Origin of the sequence: Streptomyces sp. CA-106110 (assembly GCF_050936285.1) — a bacterium.
Classification (GTDB): Bacteria; Actinomycetota; Actinomycetes; order Streptomycetales; family Streptomycetaceae; genus Streptomyces.
Genome location: NZ_JBNJNB010000001.1, coordinates 6,005,939 through 6,029,102 on the forward strand (window position 1 = coordinate 6,005,939; position 23,164 = coordinate 6,029,102).

19 protein-coding genes are annotated in these 23,164 nt (G+C 69.9%); 6 read left to right on the forward strand and 13 right to left on the reverse strand.

From position 1 onward, the window contains the following. The 3 genes from ACQEXA_RS27680 to ACQEXA_RS27690 form a co-directional block, all read right to left on the reverse strand. Positions 1 to 834, reverse strand: a complete 834-nt coding sequence (locus ACQEXA_RS27680) for a bifunctional DNA primase/polymerase (RefSeq protein WP_433131391.1) — start codon at positions 832 to 834, stop codon at positions 1 to 3. Then, positions 831 to 1,562: a DNA methylase gene (locus tag ACQEXA_RS27685; RefSeq protein ID WP_432930439.1), complete on the reverse strand. Its 732-nt coding sequence runs from the start codon at positions 1,560 to 1,562 to the stop codon at positions 831 to 833. Before ACQEXA_RS27685 ends, ACQEXA_RS27680 begins: the two co-directional genes overlap by 4 nt. A gap of 110 nt (positions 1,563 to 1,672) precedes the next feature. Beyond that, complete coding sequence (locus ACQEXA_RS27690; RefSeq protein ID WP_432930437.1) at positions 1,673 to 2,920, reverse strand: FtsK/SpoIIIE domain-containing protein; 1,248 nt, start codon at positions 2,918 to 2,920, stop codon at positions 1,673 to 1,675. 136 nt (positions 2,921 to 3,056) lie between these two features. On the opposite strand from ACQEXA_RS27690, the gene ACQEXA_RS27695 reads away from it, so the two are divergent. From ACQEXA_RS27695 to ACQEXA_RS27705, 3 genes are all read left to right on the forward strand, one after another. Then, the gene (locus ACQEXA_RS27695) at positions 3,057 to 3,380 is read left to right on the forward strand and encodes a hypothetical protein (protein ID WP_432930435.1); all 324 of its coding nucleotides are present in this window, start codon (positions 3,057 to 3,059) and stop codon (positions 3,378 to 3,380) included. Between the two features lie 361 nt (positions 3,381 to 3,741). After that, positions 3,742 to 6,753 (forward strand): S53 family peptidase, encoded by a 3,012-nt coding sequence (locus tag ACQEXA_RS27700; RefSeq protein ID WP_432930433.1) that lies wholly within the window; start codon positions 3,742 to 3,744, stop codon positions 6,751 to 6,753. 680 nt (positions 6,754 to 7,433) lie between these two features. Beyond that, positions 7,434 to 10,628: an N-acetylmuramoyl-L-alanine amidase gene (locus ACQEXA_RS27705; protein WP_432930431.1), complete on the forward strand. Its 3,195-nt coding sequence runs from the start codon at positions 7,434 to 7,436 to the stop codon at positions 10,626 to 10,628. A 47-nt stretch (positions 10,629 to 10,675) separates the two neighbouring features. Here ACQEXA_RS27705 and ACQEXA_RS27710 read toward each other — a convergent pair whose 3' ends face one another. The 6 genes from ACQEXA_RS27710 to ACQEXA_RS27735 form a co-directional block, all read right to left on the reverse strand. Further along, positions 10,676 to 10,936, reverse strand: a complete 261-nt coding sequence (locus ACQEXA_RS27710) for a hypothetical protein (RefSeq protein WP_432930429.1) — start codon at positions 10,934 to 10,936, stop codon at positions 10,676 to 10,678. Positions 10,937 to 11,054: 118 nt separating this feature from the next. Then, positions 11,055 to 11,723: a M56 family metallopeptidase gene (locus tag ACQEXA_RS27715; RefSeq protein WP_433131393.1), complete on the reverse strand. Its 669-nt coding sequence runs from the start codon at positions 11,721 to 11,723 to the stop codon at positions 11,055 to 11,057. Positions 11,724 to 11,749: 26 nt separating this feature from the next. Further along, positions 11,750 to 11,989, reverse strand: a complete 240-nt coding sequence (locus tag ACQEXA_RS27720) for a hypothetical protein (RefSeq protein WP_432930425.1) — start codon at positions 11,987 to 11,989, stop codon at positions 11,750 to 11,752. Positions 11,990 to 11,992: 3 nt separating this feature from the next. Continuing rightward, a complete protein-coding gene (locus ACQEXA_RS27725; RefSeq protein ID WP_432930423.1) occupies positions 11,993 to 12,388 on the reverse strand; it encodes a BlaI/MecI/CopY family transcriptional regulator in 396 nt (131 codons plus the stop codon). A gap of 294 nt (positions 12,389 to 12,682) precedes the next feature. Next, positions 12,683 to 14,203 (reverse strand): ISKra4 family transposase, encoded by a 1,521-nt coding sequence (locus ACQEXA_RS27730; RefSeq protein WP_433131395.1) that lies wholly within the window; start codon positions 14,201 to 14,203, stop codon positions 12,683 to 12,685. 81 nt (positions 14,204 to 14,284) lie between these two features. Continuing rightward, on the reverse strand, positions 14,285 to 14,773 hold the full coding sequence (locus ACQEXA_RS27735; protein ID WP_432930360.1) for a hypothetical protein: 489 nt from the start codon (positions 14,771 to 14,773) through the stop codon (positions 14,285 to 14,287). A 230-nt stretch (positions 14,774 to 15,003) separates the two neighbouring features. On the opposite strand from ACQEXA_RS27735, the gene ACQEXA_RS27740 reads away from it, so the two are divergent. Next, positions 15,004 to 15,207 carry a hypothetical protein gene (locus tag ACQEXA_RS27740; RefSeq protein WP_432930421.1) on the forward strand — a complete coding sequence of 68 codons (204 nt, stop codon included), beginning with the start codon at positions 15,004 to 15,006 and terminating at the stop codon, positions 15,205 to 15,207. A 425-nt stretch (positions 15,208 to 15,632) separates the two neighbouring features. On the opposite strand, the gene ACQEXA_RS27745 is transcribed toward ACQEXA_RS27740, so the two are convergent. The 4 genes from ACQEXA_RS27745 to ACQEXA_RS27760 form a co-directional block, all read right to left on the reverse strand. Further along, a complete protein-coding gene (locus ACQEXA_RS27745; protein ID WP_432930419.1) occupies positions 15,633 to 15,947 on the reverse strand; it encodes a hypothetical protein in 315 nt (104 codons plus the stop codon). Between the two features lie 373 nt (positions 15,948 to 16,320). After that, on the reverse strand, positions 16,321 to 18,657 hold the full coding sequence (locus tag ACQEXA_RS27750; protein ID WP_433131397.1) for a glycosyltransferase: 2,337 nt from the start codon (positions 18,655 to 18,657) through the stop codon (positions 16,321 to 16,323). A gap of 16 nt (positions 18,658 to 18,673) precedes the next feature. Then, on the reverse strand, positions 18,674 to 19,492 hold the full coding sequence (locus tag ACQEXA_RS27755) for a hypothetical protein (RefSeq protein WP_432930415.1): 819 nt from the start codon (positions 19,490 to 19,492) through the stop codon (positions 18,674 to 18,676). Positions 19,493 to 20,086: 594 nt separating this feature from the next. After that, positions 20,087 to 20,680: a hypothetical protein gene (locus tag ACQEXA_RS27760; RefSeq protein ID WP_433131399.1), complete on the reverse strand. Its 594-nt coding sequence runs from the start codon at positions 20,678 to 20,680 to the stop codon at positions 20,087 to 20,089. Between the two features lie 600 nt (positions 20,681 to 21,280). Between ACQEXA_RS27760 and ACQEXA_RS27765 the strand changes: the two genes are divergently transcribed. Together ACQEXA_RS27765 and ACQEXA_RS27770 are read left to right on the forward strand one after the other, a co-directional pair. Then, on the forward strand, positions 21,281 to 21,766 hold the full coding sequence (locus tag ACQEXA_RS27765) for a DUF4265 domain-containing protein (RefSeq protein WP_432930412.1): 486 nt from the start codon (positions 21,281 to 21,283) through the stop codon (positions 21,764 to 21,766). A gap of 242 nt (positions 21,767 to 22,008) precedes the next feature. After that, positions 22,009 to 23,034, forward strand: a complete 1,026-nt coding sequence (locus ACQEXA_RS27770; RefSeq protein WP_433128281.1) for an IS630 family transposase — start codon at positions 22,009 to 22,011, stop codon at positions 23,032 to 23,034. Positions 23,035 to 23,164: the final 130 nt, after the last annotated feature.

A 23,164-nucleotide genomic window follows, 5' to 3' on the forward strand; every position in this document is an offset into this window, starting at 1 on the left:
CTACAGTCCCAACCTAGTCCGGGCGTTGGTCCACGCGTCGGTGCAGTGCCGGGCCGTTTCGCCCTTGGCCTGCGCGACGGTGAACAGCCTGCTGATGTGAGCGTCGGTAAGGCAGCCGCACCGGCCGTGGACGGACAGCACCGCGAGGAACGTCCGGTACACCGTGGCGTGCACCGCCTCGCGAGCCTCACTGATGCGCTGCACGGCCATGGCGATGCCACGATCCAAATAGACGGGCGTGCGGTGAGGGCACTGCCCGCCCCCGGCCGGCGCGGGCACGCCAACGGCCGCCGGTCGCACTGCGCGGGACTCCTTCACGACCAGCGCGCGCACGGCGTCCGGCAGCGCCGTGATGGTGCCGGTACCGGGACCGAGCCACCGCGCGTACTGCATGGACGACTTGATGTCCACGCCGGGCCGTACGGCGTTGGCTGACTGCATGGCGCCCTGGTAGAGCCAGTGCTCACCCCGGGTCGTCCGCACGCTCCGTGTGACGGGCAGGCTCGCACGGGCCCACGCGATGGCGGCCGGATTGTCGAGGTCGACGACGGTGAGACCGGCGCCACCGGGGTGATAGGCCACCGCTGCCGCCTCGCGCCACGCCCGCGCCCAATTCGGTGAGTTGAGGACGTGGAGGGCGGTGGTGGCGGCGGCCCAGCCGTGGCACGGGTTCGGGCAGGTGCAGGGGCCGGGGGTCTTCATGTTCGGACGGCCACCGCACGCGTTCTTGGCGCAGGCCGGGCAGTTCCCGAACGGCACCTTCCCCTCCCGCAGGGGAAGCACGGGTACCCCGCCGGCCGCGAGGCGGAGGGCGGCGTGCAGATGCTCGCTCATGCCGCTACCTCCAACGCGGGGGCAAGGAAGGCGCGGCCGATCCATTCCGTGTAGGCGGGCGGCAGGGCCTCGCGCAGGCGGAAGTGGTCGGTGGACCAGTCGATGCCCTTCGCTGTGCGGATCTCCTCCACGGTGGCCTTGCCGCCGCCCTTGCCGTAGGCGGCGACGTAGGGCCCCTCGCGGTACTCACCGTGGCGCCAACCAGGCACGTAACCACGGTGCTTGGGGTGGGCCGGTTTGATGGTGGTCCACCCTCCGAGTTCGAAGTAGCGGTGCATGAGCACGGCGAGGCCGAACTGTTCCCCGCACAGGCGGATGTCCTTGCGGACCTCGGAGCCAGCCACGTTCTCGATCACGTACGGCCGCCCCGTGGCTTCCAGCGCGGCCCGGGTCGGGGCGATGAGGCGGGGGTAGGTTCGGCCGATCGCGGCGGTGCGGGCGGCGTTGGTGCCCTTGGTCGGGGCGCCCTCTCCCTGGCAGGGCGGAGAGGCGTGGATGAAGTCGAATTCGTGGCCGTGGGTGCGGATGTACTCGATGGCGTCGCCCTGGTGGAAGGCGTCGCCGCAGTAGTCCGGCTGTGCCTGGACGTCCACGCCGGTGACGTGCCAGCCCAGCCGCTGGTAGCCGCATGTGGCGCCACCGATGCAGCAGAAGGCGTCCAGCACCCGAAGGGGCCGGACCAGGGCGGGTAAGGCGAGCACTCGCCGGATGTCGGTGGGTTGGGTCATGCTAGAGACCTCCACAGGTCTGTGAGGCACTGGTGGATTGGCGGCGGCCCCGGTTCTTGGCGGAAGGGGGGCCGCCGTTGTCGTTGGTCGGGTCGGTCAGGCGGCGGTGCTCATGCCGCCTCGCGGCGGGGCAGGAGCATGCCGTCGTCCGCCTTGCGGAGGGATCCTGCAGCGGTGAGGGCTTTGACTTCGCGGGAGACGGTGCCCTTGTTGATGCCGGTGCGGTCGGTGATGTCCCGCAGGGTCCGGGCGCCGTCGTGGACGGCGCGCAGCACCCGGTCACGGTTCGTCTCCGCCGCGGCCGGCACGGGCGCGGACTCTGTCGGGGTGGCCGGTGTCTTGACAAGGTGGAGCGTGCTCCCGGTTGTCTTGGTGGATGCGCGGTGCCATATGGGCCGGTCGGGCAGAGCGATCACGTCCTTGGGGGACATGGCCCGTGTGCGGATGTGGTGGGGCTTGGCCTTGGGGTGCGAGCGCAGCAGGGCGAAGCCCGGCATGGGCAGCTCGTGGGCGTGCCAGCCCTTCTCGTGGGCGTCCTGTCCGAAGACCACCTGTGACTCGCCCGCGCTGGAGAGCGCGAGGGAGGCCCGGTAGGTGATCTGGCCCGCGATCTGGGAGTCGATGCCGTGGCCTTCGCCGGACATCGTGGGCTTCTGTGTTGCCCAGATGACGATGATCTCGGCTGCGCGGGCACGGCGCGCCAGGGACCGAAGGTTCTCGATGATCTCGCCCCAGTCGGGGTCGCCCGGGTCGTCCTCGGTGCCCTTGCGGCGGGTCTTCTTGGCCATGGCGATGACCTCGGCGCCCTCGTCGACGAACACCGTGATGCGGGGCCTTTCGGGGCTGATCTGGATGACGTCCTCGCCTCGGGGGATCAGCTCCTCACGCTCGATCATCTCCGCGTACAGCTCGCCCGTGACGTCCAGGACCTCATCCGGAGTCACCGCCGTGCGGGCGCGGTGCTGCCAGTTCAGGGCCTCCACACGCTTCGGATCGATGATCACAAGTCGGTGATTCGGCGTCTCCGAGGCTTCCGCGAGGACGGCCCGCGTCGACCAGCTCTTGCCCGCGCCCGACGTACCGGCGACGAGCATGCGCCGACCGAGGGGGACGAACACCGGCTCGCCGGTGACGGTGTCGACACCCCACGGGGCTCCGGGCTGCCAGCCGCTCAGGTCGATGCCGTCGGCAGCGCTGCGGGTCCGCAGGGTGATCGTGGCCCGGTCCCCGTGGGAGCCCGCCTTGATCTCCATGGGCAGGTCGGTGCGGGCCCCGATGAGAGCGCGGATCTCCTCGCGCTTGCTCTTGAGTGCCGTGGGCGTCCACTTGCCGTCCAGCCGCACGTGCGAGACCTGCATTCCTCCCGAAGTGACGCCGCCGTCAATGCCAGCCCAGTTCGAAAATCGAAACAAAGTCTGGCTCGCTGTCTACCGGCTCCCGCCCACGAACCGTCAGCCGGTCGGCACGCCGTGAGAACGCAGGAGGGCGTGGGGGATGCAGGAGCGGCGGTGGATCACCGTCCGCCGGAGCGAACGGGACGCCCTCGCCGAGGAGTTGGCCAAGCAACTCCAGGAGGTCCAGGTCGAGCGGGGTGAACTGGCGATCGCGGAGCGGGTGTTGAACCGCCTGGACCGCGAGATCCTGGCGATCGTGCGGGAGGCCGACGGCCCGGTTCAGGTCAGGGCGGTCGGCGAGCGGCTGGGGCTGGACGCCTCGGTGCGCGGCAAGCTGGAACCTTTGCGGGCGAAGATGGTCAAGCTCGCCGACCGCGGCTGGCTGCACAAGCGGGGCGACGGGCGGTTCACCCCACGTTCGTAGTCGCGCGGGGCGCGCCCGTAACTGTGGACATGCGGTCGCTGTCCATGCCGAGCTTGAACTCGTCGACTTGACGCCGTCGGGAGCAGGGCTCTTCCTGGTCGAGTTCAGCCGACGGCGCCGGTCCAAGCAGGGGTGTTGACTGGCGTGGTGGCTGCTGCTCGGAGTGCAGTCATCAGCCCTACTGACGAGCCGCATGGTTCTGTCCGACAGGAGACAGGACTGACCGATTCTGATAATAATGCTCAAACTTCTGGCGAAGGTGGATAGTTCCCGCGCATGCCCGGTTGAACCAGCCCGCCAGAGTGAGCTCAAGGTGCCGGCGCTGACCGCATTGACGGTGCCTCAGTTTTGAAGGGACTGCATGACCAGAAAGGTTCAGGCCGCGCCCGGACGTCGCAGACGCGCGGCGGGCGAGATCGACACGAGGGTCAGGGGGATGGTGGCGTCCACTCTCGCCGTCGCTCTCATCACGGCGGCCGCCATCTTCGCCACCGCGGTCGGCGCCACTGCCGCGGAGCGGCCGGATGCGCCCAAGCGAATAGGCACGGCTCCGCGGGTGCCGACCGGCGCGACGGCCGTCGGCGCCACCACCCCGGGAAGCACGCTGCACCTCAGCGTCCATCTGTCCCCGCGTGACCCGAAGGGGCTGACCGACTTCATCACGGCAGTGTCCACCCCGGGCAATCACCTCTACCACCACTACCTGGCCAAGGGGCAGTTCGCCTCGGCCTTCGGCCCCACCCGGGCCACCATCGCCGGCGTCTCACAGGCGCTGAAAGCGGCCGGCCTCAGCCCGGGCGAGGTCAGCTCCGACGGCCTTGCCATCCCGGTGACCGCCACCGTCGCACAGGCGTCTCACGCCTTCGGCACCCAGTTCAGGAACGTCCGGCTGAAGGACGGCACGACCCACTATCTCAACGCCTCGGCCCCCGCACTGCCCGCCGACGTGGCGGCGTCCGTGACCGGGATCGTCGGCCTGAGCAACGTCAACACCCTCACCAGCCACCACTCCGCCGTGCGGCACGTGAGCGCGCCCAGGTCGGTCGCCGGGAGCAGCCCCCGCACGGTGGCCCCCCGGACGTACAGCCCGGGGCTCTGCGCCGACTTCACCGGTTCGGGCCTCTCCGACGGCACCGACTACTACAGCCCCGGGAAGCTGGCCGGCAACTACGGGATGACGAGCTCCTCCACCGTCGGTGCGGGGCAGACGGTGGCCGTGTTCGAGCCGGAGAACGTCGACAGCGCCAGCATCGCCGCGTACCAGTCCTGTGTGGGCACCAGCACCTCGGTCTCCCACGTGTACGTCGACACGACGTCCGGGTCGGGCGCCGCGGCGGGCAGCACGGTGGACGGGGCGCCGGTCGGCGTGGAGTCGGCTCTCGACATCGAGGACCTGATCGGCCTGGTGCCGGGCGCGAGCATCATCGACTACCAGGGCGTGGACGCCTCGTCCGCCACCGACCAGAACGTGCTCGACGTCTACCAGAAGATGGTCACCGACGACCGGGCGCAGGTCATCTCGACCAGTTGGGGTCTGTGCGAGGCCGTCGAGAGCAGCGCGACCGCGAACGCCGAGAACACGATCTTCGCGGAGGCCGCCGCCCAGGGCCAGAGTGTCGTCGCCGCCTCGGGCGACAGCGGTTCCAGCGACTGCGAACCCGCGACCGGTTCCTCCGCCGCCGCCGTCGACGACCCGGCGAGCCAGCCCTATGTCACGGGCGTCGGCGGCACCACGATGAACGGTTCGGGCAGCACGGCCACCCAGGCGGTGTGGAACTCGAACGGCGGCGCCAGCGGCGGCGGCGTCTCCGCGCGTTGGAAGCCTGCCATCTACCAGGGCGGCGTGGTCACCACGACCAAGCGGGCGGTCCCGGATGTGGCCGCCCTGGCCGACCCGAGCGCCGGCTACCCGATCTACTACCTGGACAACTCCCAGTCCTCCAGCCCCGTCCCCGGCATTCTCGGCGGAACCAGCGGCGCGGCCCCGACCTGGGCCGCCGCCATCGTCCAGGCCAACGCCTCCAGTGCCTGCCAGACAAACGGCCGCGTCGGCTTCCTCAACGACGCCCTCTACACGGCAGGGCGCGCCGACTACCCCGGTGACTTCTGGGATGTCACCAGTGGCAACAACTCCGTGTACGCGACCGGCTTCACGGCGGCGGCGGGCTATGACGAGGTCACCGGTCTCGGCGCGCCCCGGGAGCCGGGCCTGATCACCTCGGTGTGCGCGGCCAAGGGCACAGCGGCGACCGGAGCCTCCACCTTCCACCCGCTCGCCAGCCCCGTACGCCTGCTGGACACCCGCAACGGCACCGGCTGGGGCCTCAGCTCCGTCCCGACGAAGCACGCTCTGGTCACCGGTGGCACCGCCCCGGTCAGGATCGAGGGCGCGGCCGGCATACCGAGCAGCGGTGTCACCGCCGTGGTCCTCAACCTCACGGTCACCGGCACCACCGGCGGTGGGCACCTCACCGCCTGGGCCGACGGCACCACCCAGCCGTCGACCAGCAACCTCAACTGGAGCGCCGCAGGCCAGACCATCGCCGCCTCCACGACGGTCAAGGTGGCCGGCGACGGCATCGTGGACATCTCGACCAGCAGCACCACCCACCTGATCGTCGATGTCCAGGGCTACTACACCAACAACACCACCGGCGCCAGGCACTCGGCGCTGAAGCCGTACCGCCTGCTGGACACCCGTCACGCGATCGGGATCTCCACCACCAGCAAGATCTCCAACGCGGCGATCAGCCTCAAGGTCCGCGGCCACGGGGGCGTGCCGAGCGGCGCCACCTCCGTGGTGCTCAACCTGACGGCTACCCAGACCAGCAGCAGCGGCTATCTGGAGGCCTACCCGGAGGGCGCCACCCGCCCGACCGCCTCCAACCTCAACTGGTCGGCCACCGGGACCACCATCGCCAACATGGCCATCGTGCCGATCGGCAGTGACGGCAACGTCAGCATCTTCGTCCGCGGCAGCAGCCACGTGATCGCCGACGTCTCCGGCTACTTCTCCTCCTCCGGTACGACTCTCAAGACGGTGACCCCCTCGCGTCTGCTGGACACCAGGAACACCACGGCGCTCGGCTCCGGCAAGACACTGGCCCTGCAGATCTCCGGTCGCGACGCCATTCCGACGACCGGCGTCAAGGCTGTCGTCCTGACCGTCACGGTCACCGGCACCACCGGAACCGGTTACCTCACCGCCTGGGCCGATGGCACCAGCCGCCCTAATGCCTCCAACCTGAACTGGGTGAAGGGCAAGACCATCGCCAACCAGGTGATGGTGCCGGTCGGCTCCGACGGCAAGGTGGACTTCTACACCAACAGCACCACCAACGTGATCGTGGACGTGGCCGGCTACACCAGCTGAGGAGATCCGACACCGCACCCGTGATGCCCCGCCGACCATCCTGGTCGGCGGGGCATCACCAGTCGGTCCCGGCTCGCTGGGGACCAACCTCAGCGGCGCCAGGGGCATATCGTCCGGGCACTGAGCTGAAGGTCCACTACGCCCCGGCAGTGAGCGACCACCACCCGCGTTGGGCCCATAAAGCCGCTCTGTTCGACAAGCGTCCCCCGACGCGGCAGGCGTACGGCGTGATGGCGGCGCGTCCGCCGACGGGGAATCCGTACCGACGGTAGCGCCGCGGCACTTCGCGCCTCACGCGCGCCGGGTGCGTCGCAGGCCAGGGCTGCAGTACGTCACACAGCTGTCGGCGGCGGGCCAGGAGACGGGCCTCAAGGTGACGTTACCGGTGCAACACCGGGCGGACGGACCGTGATTCACGGCGGCGTTGCCGACGACGCGCTGACGGGTGGCGGCCCACACCTCGACGGCCCGCTCCATTCACCGTTGGCGTGATGTTTACCTGTCTGTCGGCGCTGTACACGCAGGGGGCCGAAAACGCTTCCGTGGCCGCTCGCTCCACGGATGTGACAGGTCACGCTGCCCCGGCAGACCTACCCCACTGGCCTGCCCCCTTCACCGGTTCACGACTCGTATTGACCGATTGAGGTAGCTCCTTGCTTTCGAAACACCGAAGATCTCGGATGCGGCTGTGGCTCGGCGTGGCGAGCGGACTCGCCACCGGAGGGCTCGTGGCAGGCGTGATCGCAACGACGGCCCTGGGAGCGGGCAGCGACCGGACCGGCACCGCCGCGTCGAGCGGACGCCCCTCGCACGCCCTCCAGACAGATTTCAAGTCGGCCGCCGCCGAGTTCCATGTGCCGGCCAGTGTGCTGATGGCCGTCTCTTACCAGATGACACTCTGGGAGTCGCACCACGGTCGGCCCTCGGTCACCGGCAACTACAACGTCATGGGCCTGACCTCGGTCAGCGCGACCGACCTGAAGCCGGGGCGGGACAGCGAAGCGGAGACGCCCGGCTATGGTGACGACCCCAGGGCGCTGCGCCACCACTCGGCGGTGGCCGGCACGTCCACGCCGAGCAAGACGCCCCCGTCGCAGCGGGTCACCCGGGCGATGCGCACCCTCGACACCGCCGCCTCGATGGTCAAGGCCTCCCACGCGTCGCTGCGCACCTCCATGCGGCAGAACATCCGCGGCGCCGCCGCGCTGCTCGCCTCCTACGAGCGCGCCTCGGCCGGTTCGCTGCCGTCCGACCCCGGGCAGTGGTACCCGGCGGTGACCCGCTACAGCCAGTCCACCCGCTCCCAGGTCGCCGAGCAGTTCGCCGACCGCGTGTTCGCGACCATCCGCGTCGGCGCCCACCGGGTCACCACGGACAACCAGGAAGTGACGCTGTCCGCCGACCCGTCCGTGCCGGCGCACAGGCCGACCGCGGTGAGCCCGGACCTGAAGCCCGCGATACGCCAGGCCTCGTTCACCACCGGCGCCACCGCCACCCAGGCACCCGAGTGCCCCTCCACGCTGGCCTGCACGTTCACCCCCGCCGCGTACGCGCTCAACAGCAGCAGCGACCAGAGCGACTACGGCAACTACGACCTCGCGAACCGTCCCACGGACGGCGACGCCGTCAACACCATCGTCATCCACGACACCGAGAGCACCGCGGCCTCCGCGATCAACTCGTTCCAGCAGCCGTCGACCTACGCCAGCGCCCACTACGTCGTCGGCGCCGACGGCTCGGTCACCCAGATGGTGCCGACCAAGGACATCGCCTGGCACGCCGGCAACAAGTACGTGAACGACCACTCGATCGGCATCGAGCACGAGGGCTACGCACTGGACTACGGCAGCTGGTACACCGAGCAGGAGTACCAGTCCTCCGTGGCACTCGTCGGCTACCTCGCCAAGCAGTTCGGCATCCCGCTCGACCGCGAGCACATCATCGGCCACGACGGCGTGCCCGGCCCCCTCAGTGCCTACTACGAGGGCATGCACTGGGACCCCGGACCGTGGTGGAACTGGAGCCACTACCTGACGCTGCTGGGCGCCTACCCCAACGGCAACGGCATGCCCGTGGCCGGCGGCGAGGTCACCATCACCCCGCCGTGGAGCACCAGTTACGAGCCGACCCTCACCGGCTGCGGTTCGTCCACCACCACCTGCCCCGCCAACCCCGCCAACTTCGTCTATCTGCGCACCAGCCCGTCCTCCACGGCGTCGCTGATCACGGACCCGAAGTTCACGGCGGACAGCAAGCCCACGGGCACCACGCTCGGCTGGGACTGGACGGACAAGGCCGCCTTCGGCCAGACCTTCGTGGTCGCGGCGGTGCAGGGCGACTGGACGGCCATCTGGTACGACGGCCAGAAGGCGTGGTTCTACAACCCGGGCGGCGCCTACACCATGGCGAACACCGGCACGGCACAGCACCTGATCACCGCCGCCGGAACGTCGGCCGTCGCGGTGTACGGCCGCGCCTACCCGGAGACCTCGGCCTACCCCGCCGGCCTGAGCACCCTGGCCTCGAGCTCGAACCAGCAGCTGACCCCGCTCGACCACGAGACCGTCCAGCCGGGCCAGTCCTACAGTGCGCTGTCGGAGGTGAACGGCGACTTCTACTACGCCGAGGACATCAACTGCTCGGGCAGCCCGGACTGCCTGCTGGTCTCGGGGAACACGACCTACTACCCGATCCGCTACAACCACCGCCTCGCCTACGTGAAGGCGAGCGACGTCACGGTGACCGACCCGGTCGTTCCGCCGACCGGCACCCTCAAGCCCGTCACCCCGACGCGGATCATGGACACCCGCAACGGCACCGGCGTACCGCAGGCCAAGGTCGGCGCCGACAGCACGGTCACCCTCCAGGTCACCGGCAGGGCCGGAGTGCCCACCAGCGGCGTCACAGGCGTCATCATGAACGTGACGGCGACGAACGCGACGGCCGCCAGCTATGTCACCGTCTACCCCAACGGAACCACCCGCACGAGCGCGTCCAACCTCAACTTCCCTGCGGGCAAGACGTTTCCGAACCTGGTGACGGTGCCCGTCGTCAACGGCAAGGCCAACTTCTACAACCGCGCCGGAAGCGTGGACCTGATCGCCGACATCACCGGCTACTACACCAGTGACGGAAGCGGTTCCAAGCTGACCAGCATCACCCCGACGCGGGTCATGGACACCCGCAACGGCACCGGCGTACCGCAGGCCCAGGTCGGCCCCGGCGGCACGGTCACCCTCCAGGTCACCGGCAAGGCCGGGCTGCCCACCAGCGGCGTCACCGCGGTGGTGATGAACGTGACCGCGACGAGAGCGACGAAGAGCAGTTACGTCACCGTCTACCCCGACGGGACCACCCGCACGAGCGCCTCCAGCCTCAACTTCTGGGCGAACGAGACGTTCCCCAACCTCGTCATCGTCCCCGTCACCAACGGCAAGGTCGACTTCTACAACAACGCCGGAAGCGTCGACCTGATCGCCGACATCAGCGGCTACTTCAGCGCCACCGGCTCCGTCGAGCACAACGCGGGACCGGTCCGGGTCATGGACACCCGCAACGGCACCGGCGTCCGCAAGGGCACCGTCGGGGCGGATGCCACGGTCACCCTGACCGTCGGCGGCCACAACGGCGTACCGGTGAACGCCACGGCCGTCGTGCTCAACGTGACCGCCACCAACCCCACAACGGGCAGCTACGTCACCGTCTACCCCAACGGCCTCTCCAGGCCGACCCCCGCCTCCAACCTCAACTTCACGGCAGACAAGACCATCCCCAACCTCGTCGTCGTCCCCGTCACCAACGGAAAGATCAACTTCTACAACCACGCCGGGACCGTCGACCTGATCGCGGACTTGGCCGGCTACTTCACCGGGTGAGCCCGGCGGGGATGCTGCCGCCCCGGGCGCAGCATCCCCGCTCACCACTACCAGCGGACGCCAGCCCCACCACGGCCCGTCGGCGGGGCGATACCCATACGCCATATCCCCAGCCCGCTCGCCACGGCCAGCAGCGGATCGCCGAGGAGCACCGCCACGAACCCGGTGCGAAAACCCATCAGACGGCGCTCCAGCACCAGCGCCAACAGCCACAGGCCACCAGGCGGGACGGCGAACACCGTGAACGCGGCACCCCAGGGACCGTTCTGGTGCGGCAGGCCCAGCCACGGAAGATGACTTCCACTCACGCCAGTCACGATCCCCTCGCGTCACGCACCCATACCGGATCGGCTCCTCGGCTACCGGCCGGGTATGACGAGGTCCGTACCCGCAGGACGGCAGCGGGTCCCGCTCGCACCGAACCGGTCACCTCGCAGGCAGGTGTGCTCCGGCGGCATGGGCGTGCATCGCCGCCTCGAACAGCCGCTCCGTGTCGTGCGCGGTCAGCGCCAGGCTCGCGCAGCACGCCGACATCAGCACCGCGAACACCGCCGTCGCACCGTTGTGACGCGAGACCGGTGGGGCCATCAGCGCCTGGACACGCTGGGGCACCGGCCCACCGGTGGCGGCCAGAGCCGCCTGCCGGGCCCGGCTCGCCGCCAGGGCCGCCCGCGCGATCGCCCGAGCCACCAGGCGCCGGTCCGCCACCTCGGCCCCCGCCTCCTCGTCCGCCCACCGCTCGACCGCGAACGCCCCGGCCCGCTCCAACGGGCGCAGCAGCGGATCGACCGCGGCCGTCAGATGGAACACCAGCGAGAACACACGATGCCGACGCCGCAGGTGCGCACGCTCATGGGCGAGCAACGCCCGCCCCTCTCGCATGTCCAGCAGCCGTAGCATCCCCGAGGAGACCACCACGCGTCCGGGCAGGCCGAGCACGGCGAAGGCCGCCGGAACCGGATCGTCGACGACGGCCAGATCCTCGCCCGCCGCAATGTCCCGGCACTCCCGCCAGGCGTCGACCAGCGCCTGCCCCCGGCGCCAGGACGCCACCGTGACACTGACCACGACGACCAGCACCACTCCTGCGCACACCGCGGCGACCTTACGGTCACCGGGTCCTACGCCGCCGGCACACTCACCGACCACGGCCCCTGTGCCGCCACCAGAGGCACCTGCCCGATCGCGGTGAACGCCAGGATCGCCAGCTCGGTCACCCATGTGCCGGCTGCCACGACGGCCGCGCACGCCATCGCCCACGTCCCGGCACGCGGCGGCATCCTGCGGCCCGCCCACGGCGCCACCAGCGCCAGCGCCGCGCTCACCAGCAGCGGCAGATACATCGGTATGGGCCAGAACACGCCTCACCCCCGCAGGGGGCCGTCGCCGTGCAGCAGCTGCTCCAGCAGCTGCTCGTCCTTCGCTGACAGATCCGACACGAACCGGGCCAGTACCGCCGGACGGTCCCCGCCCTCGTCCAGCAGCGAGTGCATCCCCGCCGCCGCCATCCCCGGCTGGTCGTTCACGGGCGAGTACAGGAAACTGCGTCCCTCGCGCCGCCGGGTCACCAGACCCTTGTCACACAGCCGCGTCAGGATCGTCAGCACGGTGGTGTGGGCCGTGTCGTCCCCCAGTTTCTCGTGCACCATCACAGCCGTCGCCGGCCCGCCGGCCGCCCACAGGGCCGCCAGCACCTCCCCCTCCAGCTCTCCCCGCGCACGGCGCCGGGACTCCTTCCGGCCGTCCGCACCGCCGGCCATCCGGCACCTCCCTCTGCCTGCTCCAGCAAGCTCCGTCTTCGACCCGTTCAAGCTACTACGAGACGTAGAAAAACAGCGATGGCGTGTGCTTCGGGTCGGCTTCGGCATTAGGAATCAGTGACGCTTGGCCATCCTCCGGGGCACACGGCCAGGCCTGCCGAAGCCCTGAACCAGACCAAGCCGCTGTCGCCGTAGCCCGCCATGCACCTTGGCAGGACGTCATGACCGCACCCACCACCAGGCACCTCCCGCCAACGGGGACGGGTGCGGATCCTTCTGAGGGAAGGTTGTTGATCAAGTGCTGGGTTGGTTGTGGTGCTGGTCGGGGTAGGTGCGCTGATGCTCGCGGGTGTGGTGGTAGGCGAGGTAGGTGTCGAGGTCGCCGTTGGCGTGGACAGCGCGGAGTTTGAGGACGGCTTCGGCGCTGGCGAGGCCCCAGCGGGCTCCGGTGATGTCGAGGCGGTCGCCCACGAGGTGCCGGCACGCGCCTTCGACCGATCCGGTCGCGATGGGCCAGCCCTTGTCCAGTGCGGTGTCGTAGCGGAGCTGGTCGAGGTGGCCGGACAGGTAGCGCACGCAGGTGTCGACGCTGTCCCGTTTCGCCCCGGTGAGCTGTTCCTTCTCGGCGCGGGCGGTCATCTCGTCGGCGACGCGGGCGGCGTGTCCGTGCAGGATCGCGGTGAGTGTCTCGGCGGCGAAAGTCTCGGCCTCCAGGCTGCCGACAGGATGGAAGGCGTGCGCGGCCGTCCACGCGTACTCGGCGACATGGACGAAGTCGATCAAGATGTGGATCTTGGCGTTGCGGCGCTGTGCTTCGGCTTCGACGAGGTCGAGTTGGTGGCGGGCGCCGTCGACGAGGACGAGCCAGGGCCGGTGATGGCCCGGGTCACGGTCGGTGGCCTGGGTGAATGCCTCGGCGATCACGTCGTCGGGGTCGTGGATCAGGGAGGCGGTGCACCACCGGTTGACCGCTTTCGGGCCGGGCCGCACCGTCCGCAGGCGGGTACGGCCGCCGGGTGGGTGGACGATGTCGTGCGGACGGCGCTGGGCGGGGTGGGTGTCGTGGACGCAGGCGATGGTCGCCATGCGTTTCCGGTTCGGTTTCTCGCCCGGTGCGAGCCGCGCCTGCCTGCCCTGCCGCTTCTTTGCCTCGGCCGCGCGGCGGGTGGCCTCGCGTAACGCTTCGGGCCGCATCACCACCCCCTTCTGGTCGACCTGGATGACCAGCGGCATGTCGGCCGTGCACGGGGAGGCGATCTTGTGGTGGTAGAAGGCGTCGATGTCGCCGGCGGCCTCGACGGTCAGGCTCTCGGCCCGGCGTTTGCCCAGTACCGGCCCGCACCGGTCGGTGATCGCCGCGACGGCCTGCGCGTAGGAACCACGGACCGCCTCGCGCACGGCGAGGCGTTTGACGCCGTGGCTGTGCCGGCCGCGTGGCAGCGACAACTGGGCGTCGGCCGGGTGCACGTTCGACAGGCCCCGGCTCCGCCAGGCGCACCGCGTCACACTCACCGTGCCGAACAAGCAGGTCAGCTGCCGGGCATGCCCCCTCTCGCGGTACGGCCGCACCTCGCGGTCCGGACCGAAGACCGCCCGAGGCGGCGGCGCCTGCTCTTCACGGGCCGCCCGCAGGTCGAGGTGGTCCTGGAAGAACCGGCGCAGGATCTCCCGGCCATCGGTCTCGATCAGCTGTTCCACCGCGGCATGGTCCAACTCGGCGGTCTCGGGTGCCGACAGCCGTGCTGCCAGCGACTCCACCGCTTCCATCGAGCAGGCAAACGGGTCAGGGACATCGTGGGTGTCGTAGCGTTCCATCCGGGCTCTTCTTCCGGCCGTCGTTCCTGGTTGGCACCTACGACGGTAGGAAGAAGAGCCCCTTGACCACCGGGAGTTGGCTCACCGCACCGAACCGGTCGCCGTCCTTCCGGCCGACGCGGTGAACAGTGCGGGTGTCTGTTCGTCCAGCCAGCCCCGCTCGACCAGCCGCTTCAGTTTCGACCGCGTCCCCTCGATCTTCGACGTCTGCGCGGGCAGGCCGATCCTCGGCACGACCTGCTTCGCCTGCACCGGCTCGGGCCCGTCGTCGATCACGCCCACGATGTCGCGGTAGACCGCAGGGAGATCCGCGCTGCTCATCCCCTCCCGCCACACGGTCACCGTCTGCGCTCCCACCACCCGGCCCCCGCCCACCGGCTCGACCGCGTCCACGGCCACTCCCTCAGCCGCGAGTTCCTCCAGCGTCTCCCGCGTCACGGTCAACCGTTCCAGCCGGTCCCGCTCAGCCTCCAACCGCACGGTCAACACGGCGATCTCCCGCTCGAGTTCCTCCACCCGGGACCGCACCGCCGCCTGCCGAGCCTCCAGTTCCCCGATCAACGAGCCCATCCGGCACCGCCTCCTCTACCCGCACGGTAGAGACGACAACACCCCACCCACACCCAGATCAGCAAAACCCCAGTTCAACCGTCCCCCGAGAGGATCCGCACCCAAGTGAGTTAAGACTCCACCGACCGCGGGTCCAGGCACAGGTCGTGGCAGGGAATTCCCCCCTTGGCAGCGGGGCAGGTTCCCTGTCACGATCAAACCTGGTCAACCTTTCGGAAGTCACGAGATGGATGGACGTCCACCACGACCTGATGGGCTTGACAGCAGGCGCGATGTTGCTGGCGCTCGGACTCAAACCCACCGCGACGGAGGATCCGTGGGCTGGGCCATTGGCGATGGTTCTTTTCACCATTGCTCTGGGGCTCGTCGTGCTCGGTCTGGTGCTTCAGGCCCGGGGCCAGGGCGGCGTCGTTCAACCGCTCTGTCCGGTTTGATCACGTGATGCTGGCTGGCAAATGGCCGGTGGCGTTGCGCGCGTGATGGCAGCGGCCAGCGGGCGTGCTGATGTGTCCGGCGAGAGTGGAACGCTTGGCCCCCTTCGGCTCGGCGCGGAGTGGGGGCGGGCGGGTGGCAGTCCAGCAGGCCAGGGTGTCACCTGGAGGCGCTGCCGTTGGCCAAAGGCGGGGCAGCCCTTGTCAAGACCATGTGCGGCGGCTGACACCAGCGGCTGACACCAACAAGCACGAACAGCAGCGGTCAGCGACGGACCTCAGTGGACGATGGACCAAGGCGCAGGGGCCGTTGGTCGACGTCGACAGACCCCCGTGATCGACCTGATAAGGATGAGGCCGGACCCCAAAGCCTGTGTCAAGCACTGGGCGTCGTCCACAACCGATGGGCGGCGCCCCGCTGGCTTGCCTCAGTCATTGATGCTCCGCCGTACTATTCGCCCCCACCGCCACCACAGCGTCTCGTGCCAGTAGTCGGCGTCGGGACCGGGACGAGCCACTGAGGGCACCGGTCCAGGGCCCGTCTCGATGAGGTGTACCAGCATCCAGGCGACGCCGTAGCAGTCGTCGGGCCCAAAACACCCGGCCAGCGCCTGCGCTTCCTCCGCCGTAACCGGTCGGGAGATTGCCCGAAGCTGCTCGTAGCGCCTGTCGACCTCTTCCTCACTCGCGTCCCAGTCGGGGAGTGGACCGTCGGCGACAAACGCCTGCACTTCGGGTCTCATGCTCGAATGATCGGCAGCTACAGCTGTCGCAGCAAGGCTTCCTGGCAGATCATTCAGCCACTGCCTCTGTCGGCATGGCGCCCATGCCCGTTGTGTGCCCGTCCGGTCGGTCACGAAGGGGGCGCAACGGGGAACAGCGGTGTCGGCGCCACTTCCGCGCAGGTCAGCGGCACCACCGGTGGGGACAGACGTGCATACGTGGTCTTCCAAACTAGCGACGGCCCCGGGTATGGATCCCGGGGCCGTCGCTGGGCCGTAGAAGGGCGCTCAACGATGACCAGCGTTGACAACTGTCGGCAGCTCAGCAGCAGGTCACAGCTCTGATCGAGTAGGCAGGTGCAGGTTAGGGGACCGCCGCATCACTTCTCTCGGTTCAGTACAACTGCGATGTCTCGTGCGGTGCGGGCTGCCGGAAGCCGTGGTGGGGTGGGGGCTGCGGAAGGCCGTCGTAGGGCGCCGGTTGCTGGAGGGCGTCGTACGGTGCTGGCTGCGGATAGCCCTCGTACGGTGCCGGCTGCGCGAAACCGGGGTCCTGTGGGGTGAGGTCAACGCGGGGTGTCCCAGCGCCCGTTGGGGCTTGCAGGCTGCCGTACCGTTCCATGCGCTGCCACCGCAGGCGGGAGCCTGACACGGCGGTGAAGACGGACTGGATCACCACCAGGTACATCAGCTGCCGGTAGACGAATTGCTGCAGCGGCAGGCTCCACAGCGGGCCCGGGCGTTCTCCGTCCAGGCGGAACGCGTACAGGCCCATCAGGAGTTGCAGGAGCAGGAAGGCGAGCCACAGTCCGATGATCCGGACCGGGTCGAGGAAGACCAGCCCGTACACGGCGAAGATGTCCACGACGGGTGCGAGCAGGGGCAGCAGTACCTGGAAGAGCAGCAGATAGACCAGGCCTCGGCGGCCCAGTTTTCCGGCGGCGCCGCGCTGCAGCAGGGCGCCGCGGTGCTTCCACATCGCCTGCAGGGTGCCGTAGCACCATCGGTACCGTTGCCGCCACAGGGCGTTGAGTGACGCGGGCGCTTCGGTCCAGGCTTTCGCGTCTTCCTCGTACACCACGCGCCAGCCGGCGCGGCACAGCGCCATGGTCAGGTCGGTGTCCTCGGCGAGGGTGACGTCGCTGACGCCGCCGAGGTCCAGCAGGGCCCGGCGGCGGAACGCGCCGACCGCTCCGGGGACGGTCGGCATGCATTCGGCGAGGTCGAACAGGCGGCGGTCGAGGTTGAACCCGACCACGTACTCGATGTGCTGCCAGCGGCCCAGCAGGCCACCGCGGTTGACGACCTTGGCGTTGCCCGAGACGGCGCCCACGCGCGGGTCGGCGAAGGGCTGCACGATCGTGCGGACGGTGTCCGGTTCGAAGACCGTGTCGCCGTCGACCATGACCACCAGGTCCCAGGTGGCGGCTGCGAGGCCGGTGTTGAGTGCGGCGGGCTTGCCCGCGTTTTGCTGGCGGATCACCCGCACCGGCAGGTGGAGCGATTCCACCAGATCGGCGGTTCCGTCGGTGGAACCGTCGTCCACCACGATGATCTCGACCGGATGGTTGGAGGCGAGCAGGGAGCGCACGGCTGCCTCGATCCCGGCGCTCTCGTTGTACGCGGGGACGATGACGCTGACCGGCTCGGTCACCGGCGGCCCCCAGGAGCGGCCCCGACGGGTTTGCAGGCGCCGGTGCCGCCGGGCGGCGATCAGCACGACCACCGCGCGCAGCACGCTGATCGCTCCGGCCGCGTACATCAGCAGGCCCAGCAGCCACACGGCCCAGTCGCCGCCCTGCAGCATCTTGATGAGGGCTAGCCCCTGCAGATGGTCGCCGAGCCCGGCGGGCTGGACGGGTGCGGCCATGCCGACCGCATTGGAGACCGTCGCGAACCTGAAGCCCTGTGCCTTGAGCCGTGGGATCAGGGACTCCAGTGCGGCGACGGTCTGGGACCGGTCACCGCCGGCGTCGTGCATCAGCAGGATCTGCCCGGCATGGCCGTGGGGTGTCGCATTCGCGAGGATGCGCTGCACACCGGGGCGCTGCCAGTCCTCGGCATCCTGGGTGGTGAGCACGGTGACGTAGCCCGCCGCGTCGGCCTGCTTGAGGACTGACCAGTCGGCGTTGTCCAGCGCGTCGTTCTCGGAGGAGTACGGCGGCCTCAGCAGTGCGGTGGTGACCCCCGCGGCACCGGCCACTGCCAGCTGCGTCTCGCGCAGCTCCAGGGAGCGCTGCCAAGGGGCGAGGTGGGCCAGGTCAGGGTGGGTGAAGGTGTGGATGCCGATCTGGTGGCCGTCGGCGACGATCCGACGGGCCAGCTCCGGATGGGCGACAACCTGGGTCCCGACGACGAAGAAGGTCGCGTGCACATGATTGCGGCGCAGCACCTCCAGGATCCGTGGCGTCCAGACGGGGTCCGGGCCGTCGTCGAAGGTCAGCGCGATGGTGCGGGTCTTGACGTGGGCGGTATGCGGAGAGGTGGCGGCGTTCGCGATCACCGGGCCACCGTGGACCACCTGACTGGGCACCGTGTCGTTGCGGCCACGGGCGCCGGTCACGCTGTCCGAGGTGATACGGAACATGTGGTGGGTGTAGCCCTGCAGCAGCAGAGCCGTCGACAAGGTCACCGCGAACACACTGAGCAGCAGCCAATGGGCGCGAGGTGTGATCTGGCGGATGCGGCTGCCGATGCGAGGAGGCGCATTGCGGCGTCGGCGATTGGTCACGTCAGTTGGCCTTGGCTCACTTCACGGGGTTGTGGGACGAGCCGACCGCGCGGCCCTTGGAGTGGGGATTGGTAGTGGCAGTGGGGGTTGCGGTCGGGGACGCGATACCGGTGGAGGCCGCGGTAGGACCGGGTGCGGCCGCCGCAGAGGCGGCGGAGGCTGTCGACTGGTCGGCGGAGCCGGAGACCTTCTGCGTCGGCGTGAGGCGGGAGTTCGTCTGCGCCACGGCAGGGCTCCCATTCCCTGCGGAGTGGCCTGTGCCGGAAGAGGCGTCGGGAGCGGTCGCCCGGGGCGTGGTCGGGTGCGGGGAGTCCGGTTGCGGGACGAACGGGGCGTTGAGGGTGGGGCCGCCCAGCAGGGTACTGATCAACAGGGCCACGTAGCCGCCGGCTGGGATCACCAGCAGCCGGGCGGCGCGCAGCACGCGACGCTGGCGTCGACCCGAGGAGTCGACGAAGACGGGCCGAACCGACTCGCTCTTCGGCGCACCCGGTCCTGGCGCGGAAGAGCCGGGCGGGTCGAGTTCTGGAGGCGGCACGGTGAGCATGTCGCCGTGGGGAGCGTCCCACCCCGTAGTGGCAGGGTTTGGCCCGGCGGCGTAGGGATCCGTGGCGATGACGTAGAGATTCGGCCTGGTGGTGTAGGGGTCCGTCCCCGCCACATGGGCATGGCCCGCCGGATGCGTCTGCTGCGTGACTTGTTCCGGGGCCCAGGGCATCGTGGCCGTGTCGGTGGGGGCGCTGCCGCCGTGCTCGTAGCCATAGGCATACGCGTACCCGGCGCCGCCGTACGGATCCTCGCCGTATGCTCTGCCGCTTTCGTCCGTCCACTGCACGAGTCGTGCTCCTTGTCCTGGCCGACCGACACAGTCGTCCGCTTAGACAGAGCGAACTCGGCCGGAAGTGTTACACCTCGACCTCCCAGCAGAGAGCGAATCGACCGAAAGGGATAGGTCGGTCAACGACGGAGCCGGCAGGACGACGGCATGAGGAATCGCCGTCGCTTCACCGGACACGGCTCGCGGCGACTGCTGTGCCGCGATGCGCCGGCGAGCGCGCCCGGACCCTGGGATCGGTGGCCCCGGTGAGGTCCGTGAGTCGCGCCTGACCGCCCGCCTCGGTCCGATGCGTATGGGGGGCGGCCGGACCCCCGTGCAGTGGGCGGGGACCCGGCCGCCCCTATCCCTCTCCATGCCGCACCGGGGGGAGACAAGCGCAGCACGGGCAGTGGTCTGGGAAGCGCGCGGTGCCGACGCTGACGGGCAGTCGCCCGTGATCGGTTCAGCAGGGACTCGGCACTCACACAGCGCACGGCTAGCGCGCAGCGTCACCCGGCCGGAAAGGTCCCCGGTCGGGCACCGGATCAACGGGGCGATGAACTTTCGGTTCCTCCGGGGCCAGGCGGATGTGGCAGCTGCGCACACCGAGTACTAGTCGGTACGCCACGGGTCGTGCGCCGGGACCTGGGCAGGTCGTCGTCCGTGGCCCTCCGGCGGGCCGCCGTGCGTGCGGGCAGGAGCGGGGCTCGGGTCCGGTTCGGGCTCCTGAGTGGTGGCGGTACCGGACGGGGTGGGCCACGGCGCGTCGGGGGTCGTGCCTGTCGGGGTCGACGGCGCTTCGGGGATGCCGGTCGCCGGGTCGGTGGCGCGTGGGACCGATGAGGACGGGTGCGCGGACGTGCGCGCGGTGCCCGGCGCGACCTCGGGTGGGCGCGCTACCGCCCCCGTGACGACGCTCGCGGAGAGGCGCACGGCACCCGTGGCGGGCTCGGTTACGACCGTGGCCGACGTGTCGGGGGTGTTGATCCCGGGCTCGGCTTCCGCGGTGCCGGCCCCGCCCGTCGCCGACTCGGGTGCGAGGTGCACCAGGCTCAGGGCCCCGGCGGCGAGCGCGAACCCGCCGACGGTGAAGACCAGTCGCCGCAGGCGCGGCTTGCGGTGACGGCCCGAGGGACGGAATCGGAAAGGGCCCGCGTCGCCGTGCGTCGCCGTCGTGGTCTCGGCGGTGGCTGTGTCCGTCGTCATGCTCATCCCTCCCCGGGTGTGCCCGCACACCCCCCGAAGCGCCCCAGCGGTGCGCAGATTATGTGCCGATTGGGGTCGGGTGATAGGGAGACGGTCCGGATGTCACCCGAACGGGGAGGGGTGCCCGGTAAGTGGCCCGCACCCGACGCGGGCTAGCGCGTCCGACCTTGGGGAGCCACGGGTCTCACTTGCGTGTCGGGGTGCGTGTGGCGTGAGGCGGCAGCCGGTGACCTGGTCTGCATCGCTTCCGGTACCCGCGCCCAGGCCAAGGACGACAACGCCCATGCGGCAGACCGCGTAGCGAGCTGAACCACACCTGGGAAGCCACGAGGTCCCGTTCGATCCATGCCGACGAACGGGACCTCGTCGGCCGCCAAACGCGCCGATCCTGCCGGATGGCACGATTACCTGCAGGATGGCGCCGGCGGCTCTGACATCAGCGGGTGACATCAACAGGCACGCACACCGGCGATCCACCGAGGACCTCTCTGCCGTGAACGGGGCTGAGGCACGGGCCTGGAACGCTGGCCCCCGTGACGTGCAGCCGGGGGAAGAGGGCCCCCTCCGGGCAGCCGCTCCGATGCGTGCATCCTGGGCGGCATGACGAATCCCGGCGGACCGTACGTGAAGGTGCACTTCCGGCTTGAGACAGAGGACGACTGGCCTCCGGCCCCGGCGGAGAGTCTGTGGGCCATCGACCAGGGAGACGGCACCGTTCAGCTCGACAACATCCCCTGGTTCGTCCGAGGCATCGCCTGCGGGGACATCGTGGCCACGGAACCCGACGAGGACGGCGTGCGATGGGCCGGCGAGGTGGTTCGGCGTTCGGAGAACTGCACCATCCGCCTCATCGTGTTCCGTGACGGAGGCTCGGGAGCTGCGCGACAGAGCGTGATCAACGCGTTTCAGGAACTCGGCGTCGAAGGCGAGGGCATAGAGCGGTTCGGCATGGTGGCCCTGGACGTCCCGCCCACCGCTGATCTCGCCAAGGTGCAAAGGTTGCTCAAACGCGGTGTTGGCGAGGAGTGGTGGGACATGGAAGAGGGGTGCATCACCGCTCAGTGGCGGGCCGTTTCCGCCGGCTGACGCCGGTCATGTGGGCCACGGCTGGGCCGTCCATGGGCCGTCCGAGGCCGATCGGCAGCGGCCAACAACGACCAATGACGACCTCTGGGCCACGGCGGACTAAGCGGATGACCTGAAGTTCTGCGCGGAATCTGGAGCGGCAGCGGCGGCCTGGCGCGATGGCCTCGATGACGAGAAGACCTCGCCGGGTGTTGTATCGAGGTTGACCAAACTACGACAAAACCGGCGAGGTCAAGGCCAGTATGCGTCCGGCATCCGTGTTCGCCAACCGCCCCGGTCCGGCGTACCAGCACCTGTATCACCTGCTGCATCACCGGTGGCGAGAGGCCTCCCGCGCGGTGATCGTGCTGCTGTCCGCGGCCGGCATGACCGCAGGAGAGATCGGCGAGCTGCTCGGCTACCACCCGGCCACGGTGCGCCGCTGGATCCATCGCTACAACACCGCCGGCCTGGCGGGCCTGGCCGATCGCCCCCGCGCGGGGCGGCCCCGGCTCGGCGGGCCGAGGCTGGGCGAGCGCATCCGCCGCCTGCTGACCCGCCCCGGGCCGTGGACCATCCGCCGGATCTGGCGCCGCCTGGGCCGGCCGAAGATGAGCCTGCGCACCGTGTACCGGCACACTCGCGAACAGGCGGCCTGGCGGCGGCCCCGCCTGGTGGCCAGGGGTGACCCCGAGCGCAGGCGCACCCTCGCCGCCCTGCGCCGCCAACTCGCCGCCCTGCCCCACGGGTCGGTGGTCTGGGCCGAGGACGAGACCCACCTGCACCTACTGCCGCACGTGCGGGCGAGCTGGATCCTGCGCGGGACGCGGCAGCAGGTGGCCACCCCAGGCAAGAACCGGCAGGCCACCGTCTTCGGGGCCCTGGAAGTGGCCACCGGCGCCTGGGTCTACACCCTGGGCCGCCGCAATGCCGCCGCCTTCCTCCAGCTACTGCTGGCCGCCTACCCCGCCGCCCCGGTCGTCGCGGTGGTCTGCGACAACGACAGCATTCATCACGCGAAGGCGGTGACCGCCTACCTGGCCGACCAGCCCCGCCTGCGCCTGCTGTTCGGCGCCCGCTACAGCCCGCACGACAACCCGGTCGAGCGCATCTGGGCCGCGCTGAAGGCCCACATTGCCAACACCGCCGTCACCTGGCCGGGCCGCCTGCGCCAGGTCCACGCCTTCTTCCGGCAGCGCTCACCCACCCAGATGCTGACCACCGCCGCACCCTGGGCCTCGCCCTGGCTGCCGAAGAGTTACGCGCAGAACTTCAGGCAAGCCGCTTAGTGTCCCGACCTGCAAAGTTCCAGCGTCTCAAGATCTCCGACAAGACCCAGGGCAAGAAGACAGGTCTTGAGTCACCCATTGAGACGGTGAGCGCAGCAGGCATCGTCAGTGGTGCCGCTTAGAGTGCGCG

Coding starts and splice junctions, on each gene's coding strand:
- ACQEXA_RS27700 (WP_432930433.1), top strand. CDS start 3,742: ATGACCAGAAAGGTTCAGGCCGCGCCCGGACGTCGCAGACGCGCGGCG.
- ACQEXA_RS27680 (WP_433131391.1), bottom strand. CDS start 834: ATGAGCGAGCATCTGCACGCCGCCCTCCGCCTCGCGGCCGGCGGGGTA.
- ACQEXA_RS27735 (WP_432930360.1), bottom strand. CDS start 14,773: ATGGGCTCGTTGATCGGGGAACTGGAGGCTCGGCAGGCGGCGGTGCGG.
- ACQEXA_RS27730 (WP_433131395.1), bottom strand. CDS start 14,203: ATGGAACGCTACGACACCCACGATGTCCCTGACCCGTTTGCCTGCTCG.
- ACQEXA_RS27705 (WP_432930431.1), top strand. CDS start 7,434: ATGCGGCTGTGGCTCGGCGTGGCGAGCGGACTCGCCACCGGAGGGCTC.
- ACQEXA_RS27690 (WP_432930437.1), bottom strand. CDS start 2,920: ATGCAGGTCTCGCACGTGCGGCTGGACGGCAAGTGGACGCCCACGGCA.
- ACQEXA_RS27695 (WP_432930435.1), top strand. CDS start 3,057: ATGCAGGAGCGGCGGTGGATCACCGTCCGCCGGAGCGAACGGGACGCC.
- ACQEXA_RS27770 (WP_433128281.1), top strand. CDS start 22,009: ATGCGTCCGGCATCCGTGTTCGCCAACCGCCCCGGTCCGGCGTACCAG.
- ACQEXA_RS27725 (WP_432930423.1), bottom strand. CDS start 12,388: ATGGCCGGCGGTGCGGACGGCCGGAAGGAGTCCCGGCGCCGTGCGCGG.
- ACQEXA_RS27760 (WP_433131399.1), bottom strand. CDS start 20,680: ATGACGACGGACACAGCCACCGCCGAGACCACGACGGCGACGCACGGC.
- ACQEXA_RS27740 (WP_432930421.1), top strand. CDS start 15,004: ATGGACGTCCACCACGACCTGATGGGCTTGACAGCAGGCGCGATGTTG.
- ACQEXA_RS27745 (WP_432930419.1), bottom strand. CDS start 15,947: ATGAGACCCGAAGTGCAGGCGTTTGTCGCCGACGGTCCACTCCCCGAC.
- ACQEXA_RS27685 (WP_432930439.1), bottom strand. CDS start 1,562: ATGACCCAACCCACCGACATCCGGCGAGTGCTCGCCTTACCCGCCCTG.
- ACQEXA_RS27765 (WP_432930412.1), top strand. CDS start 21,281: ATGACGAATCCCGGCGGACCGTACGTGAAGGTGCACTTCCGGCTTGAG.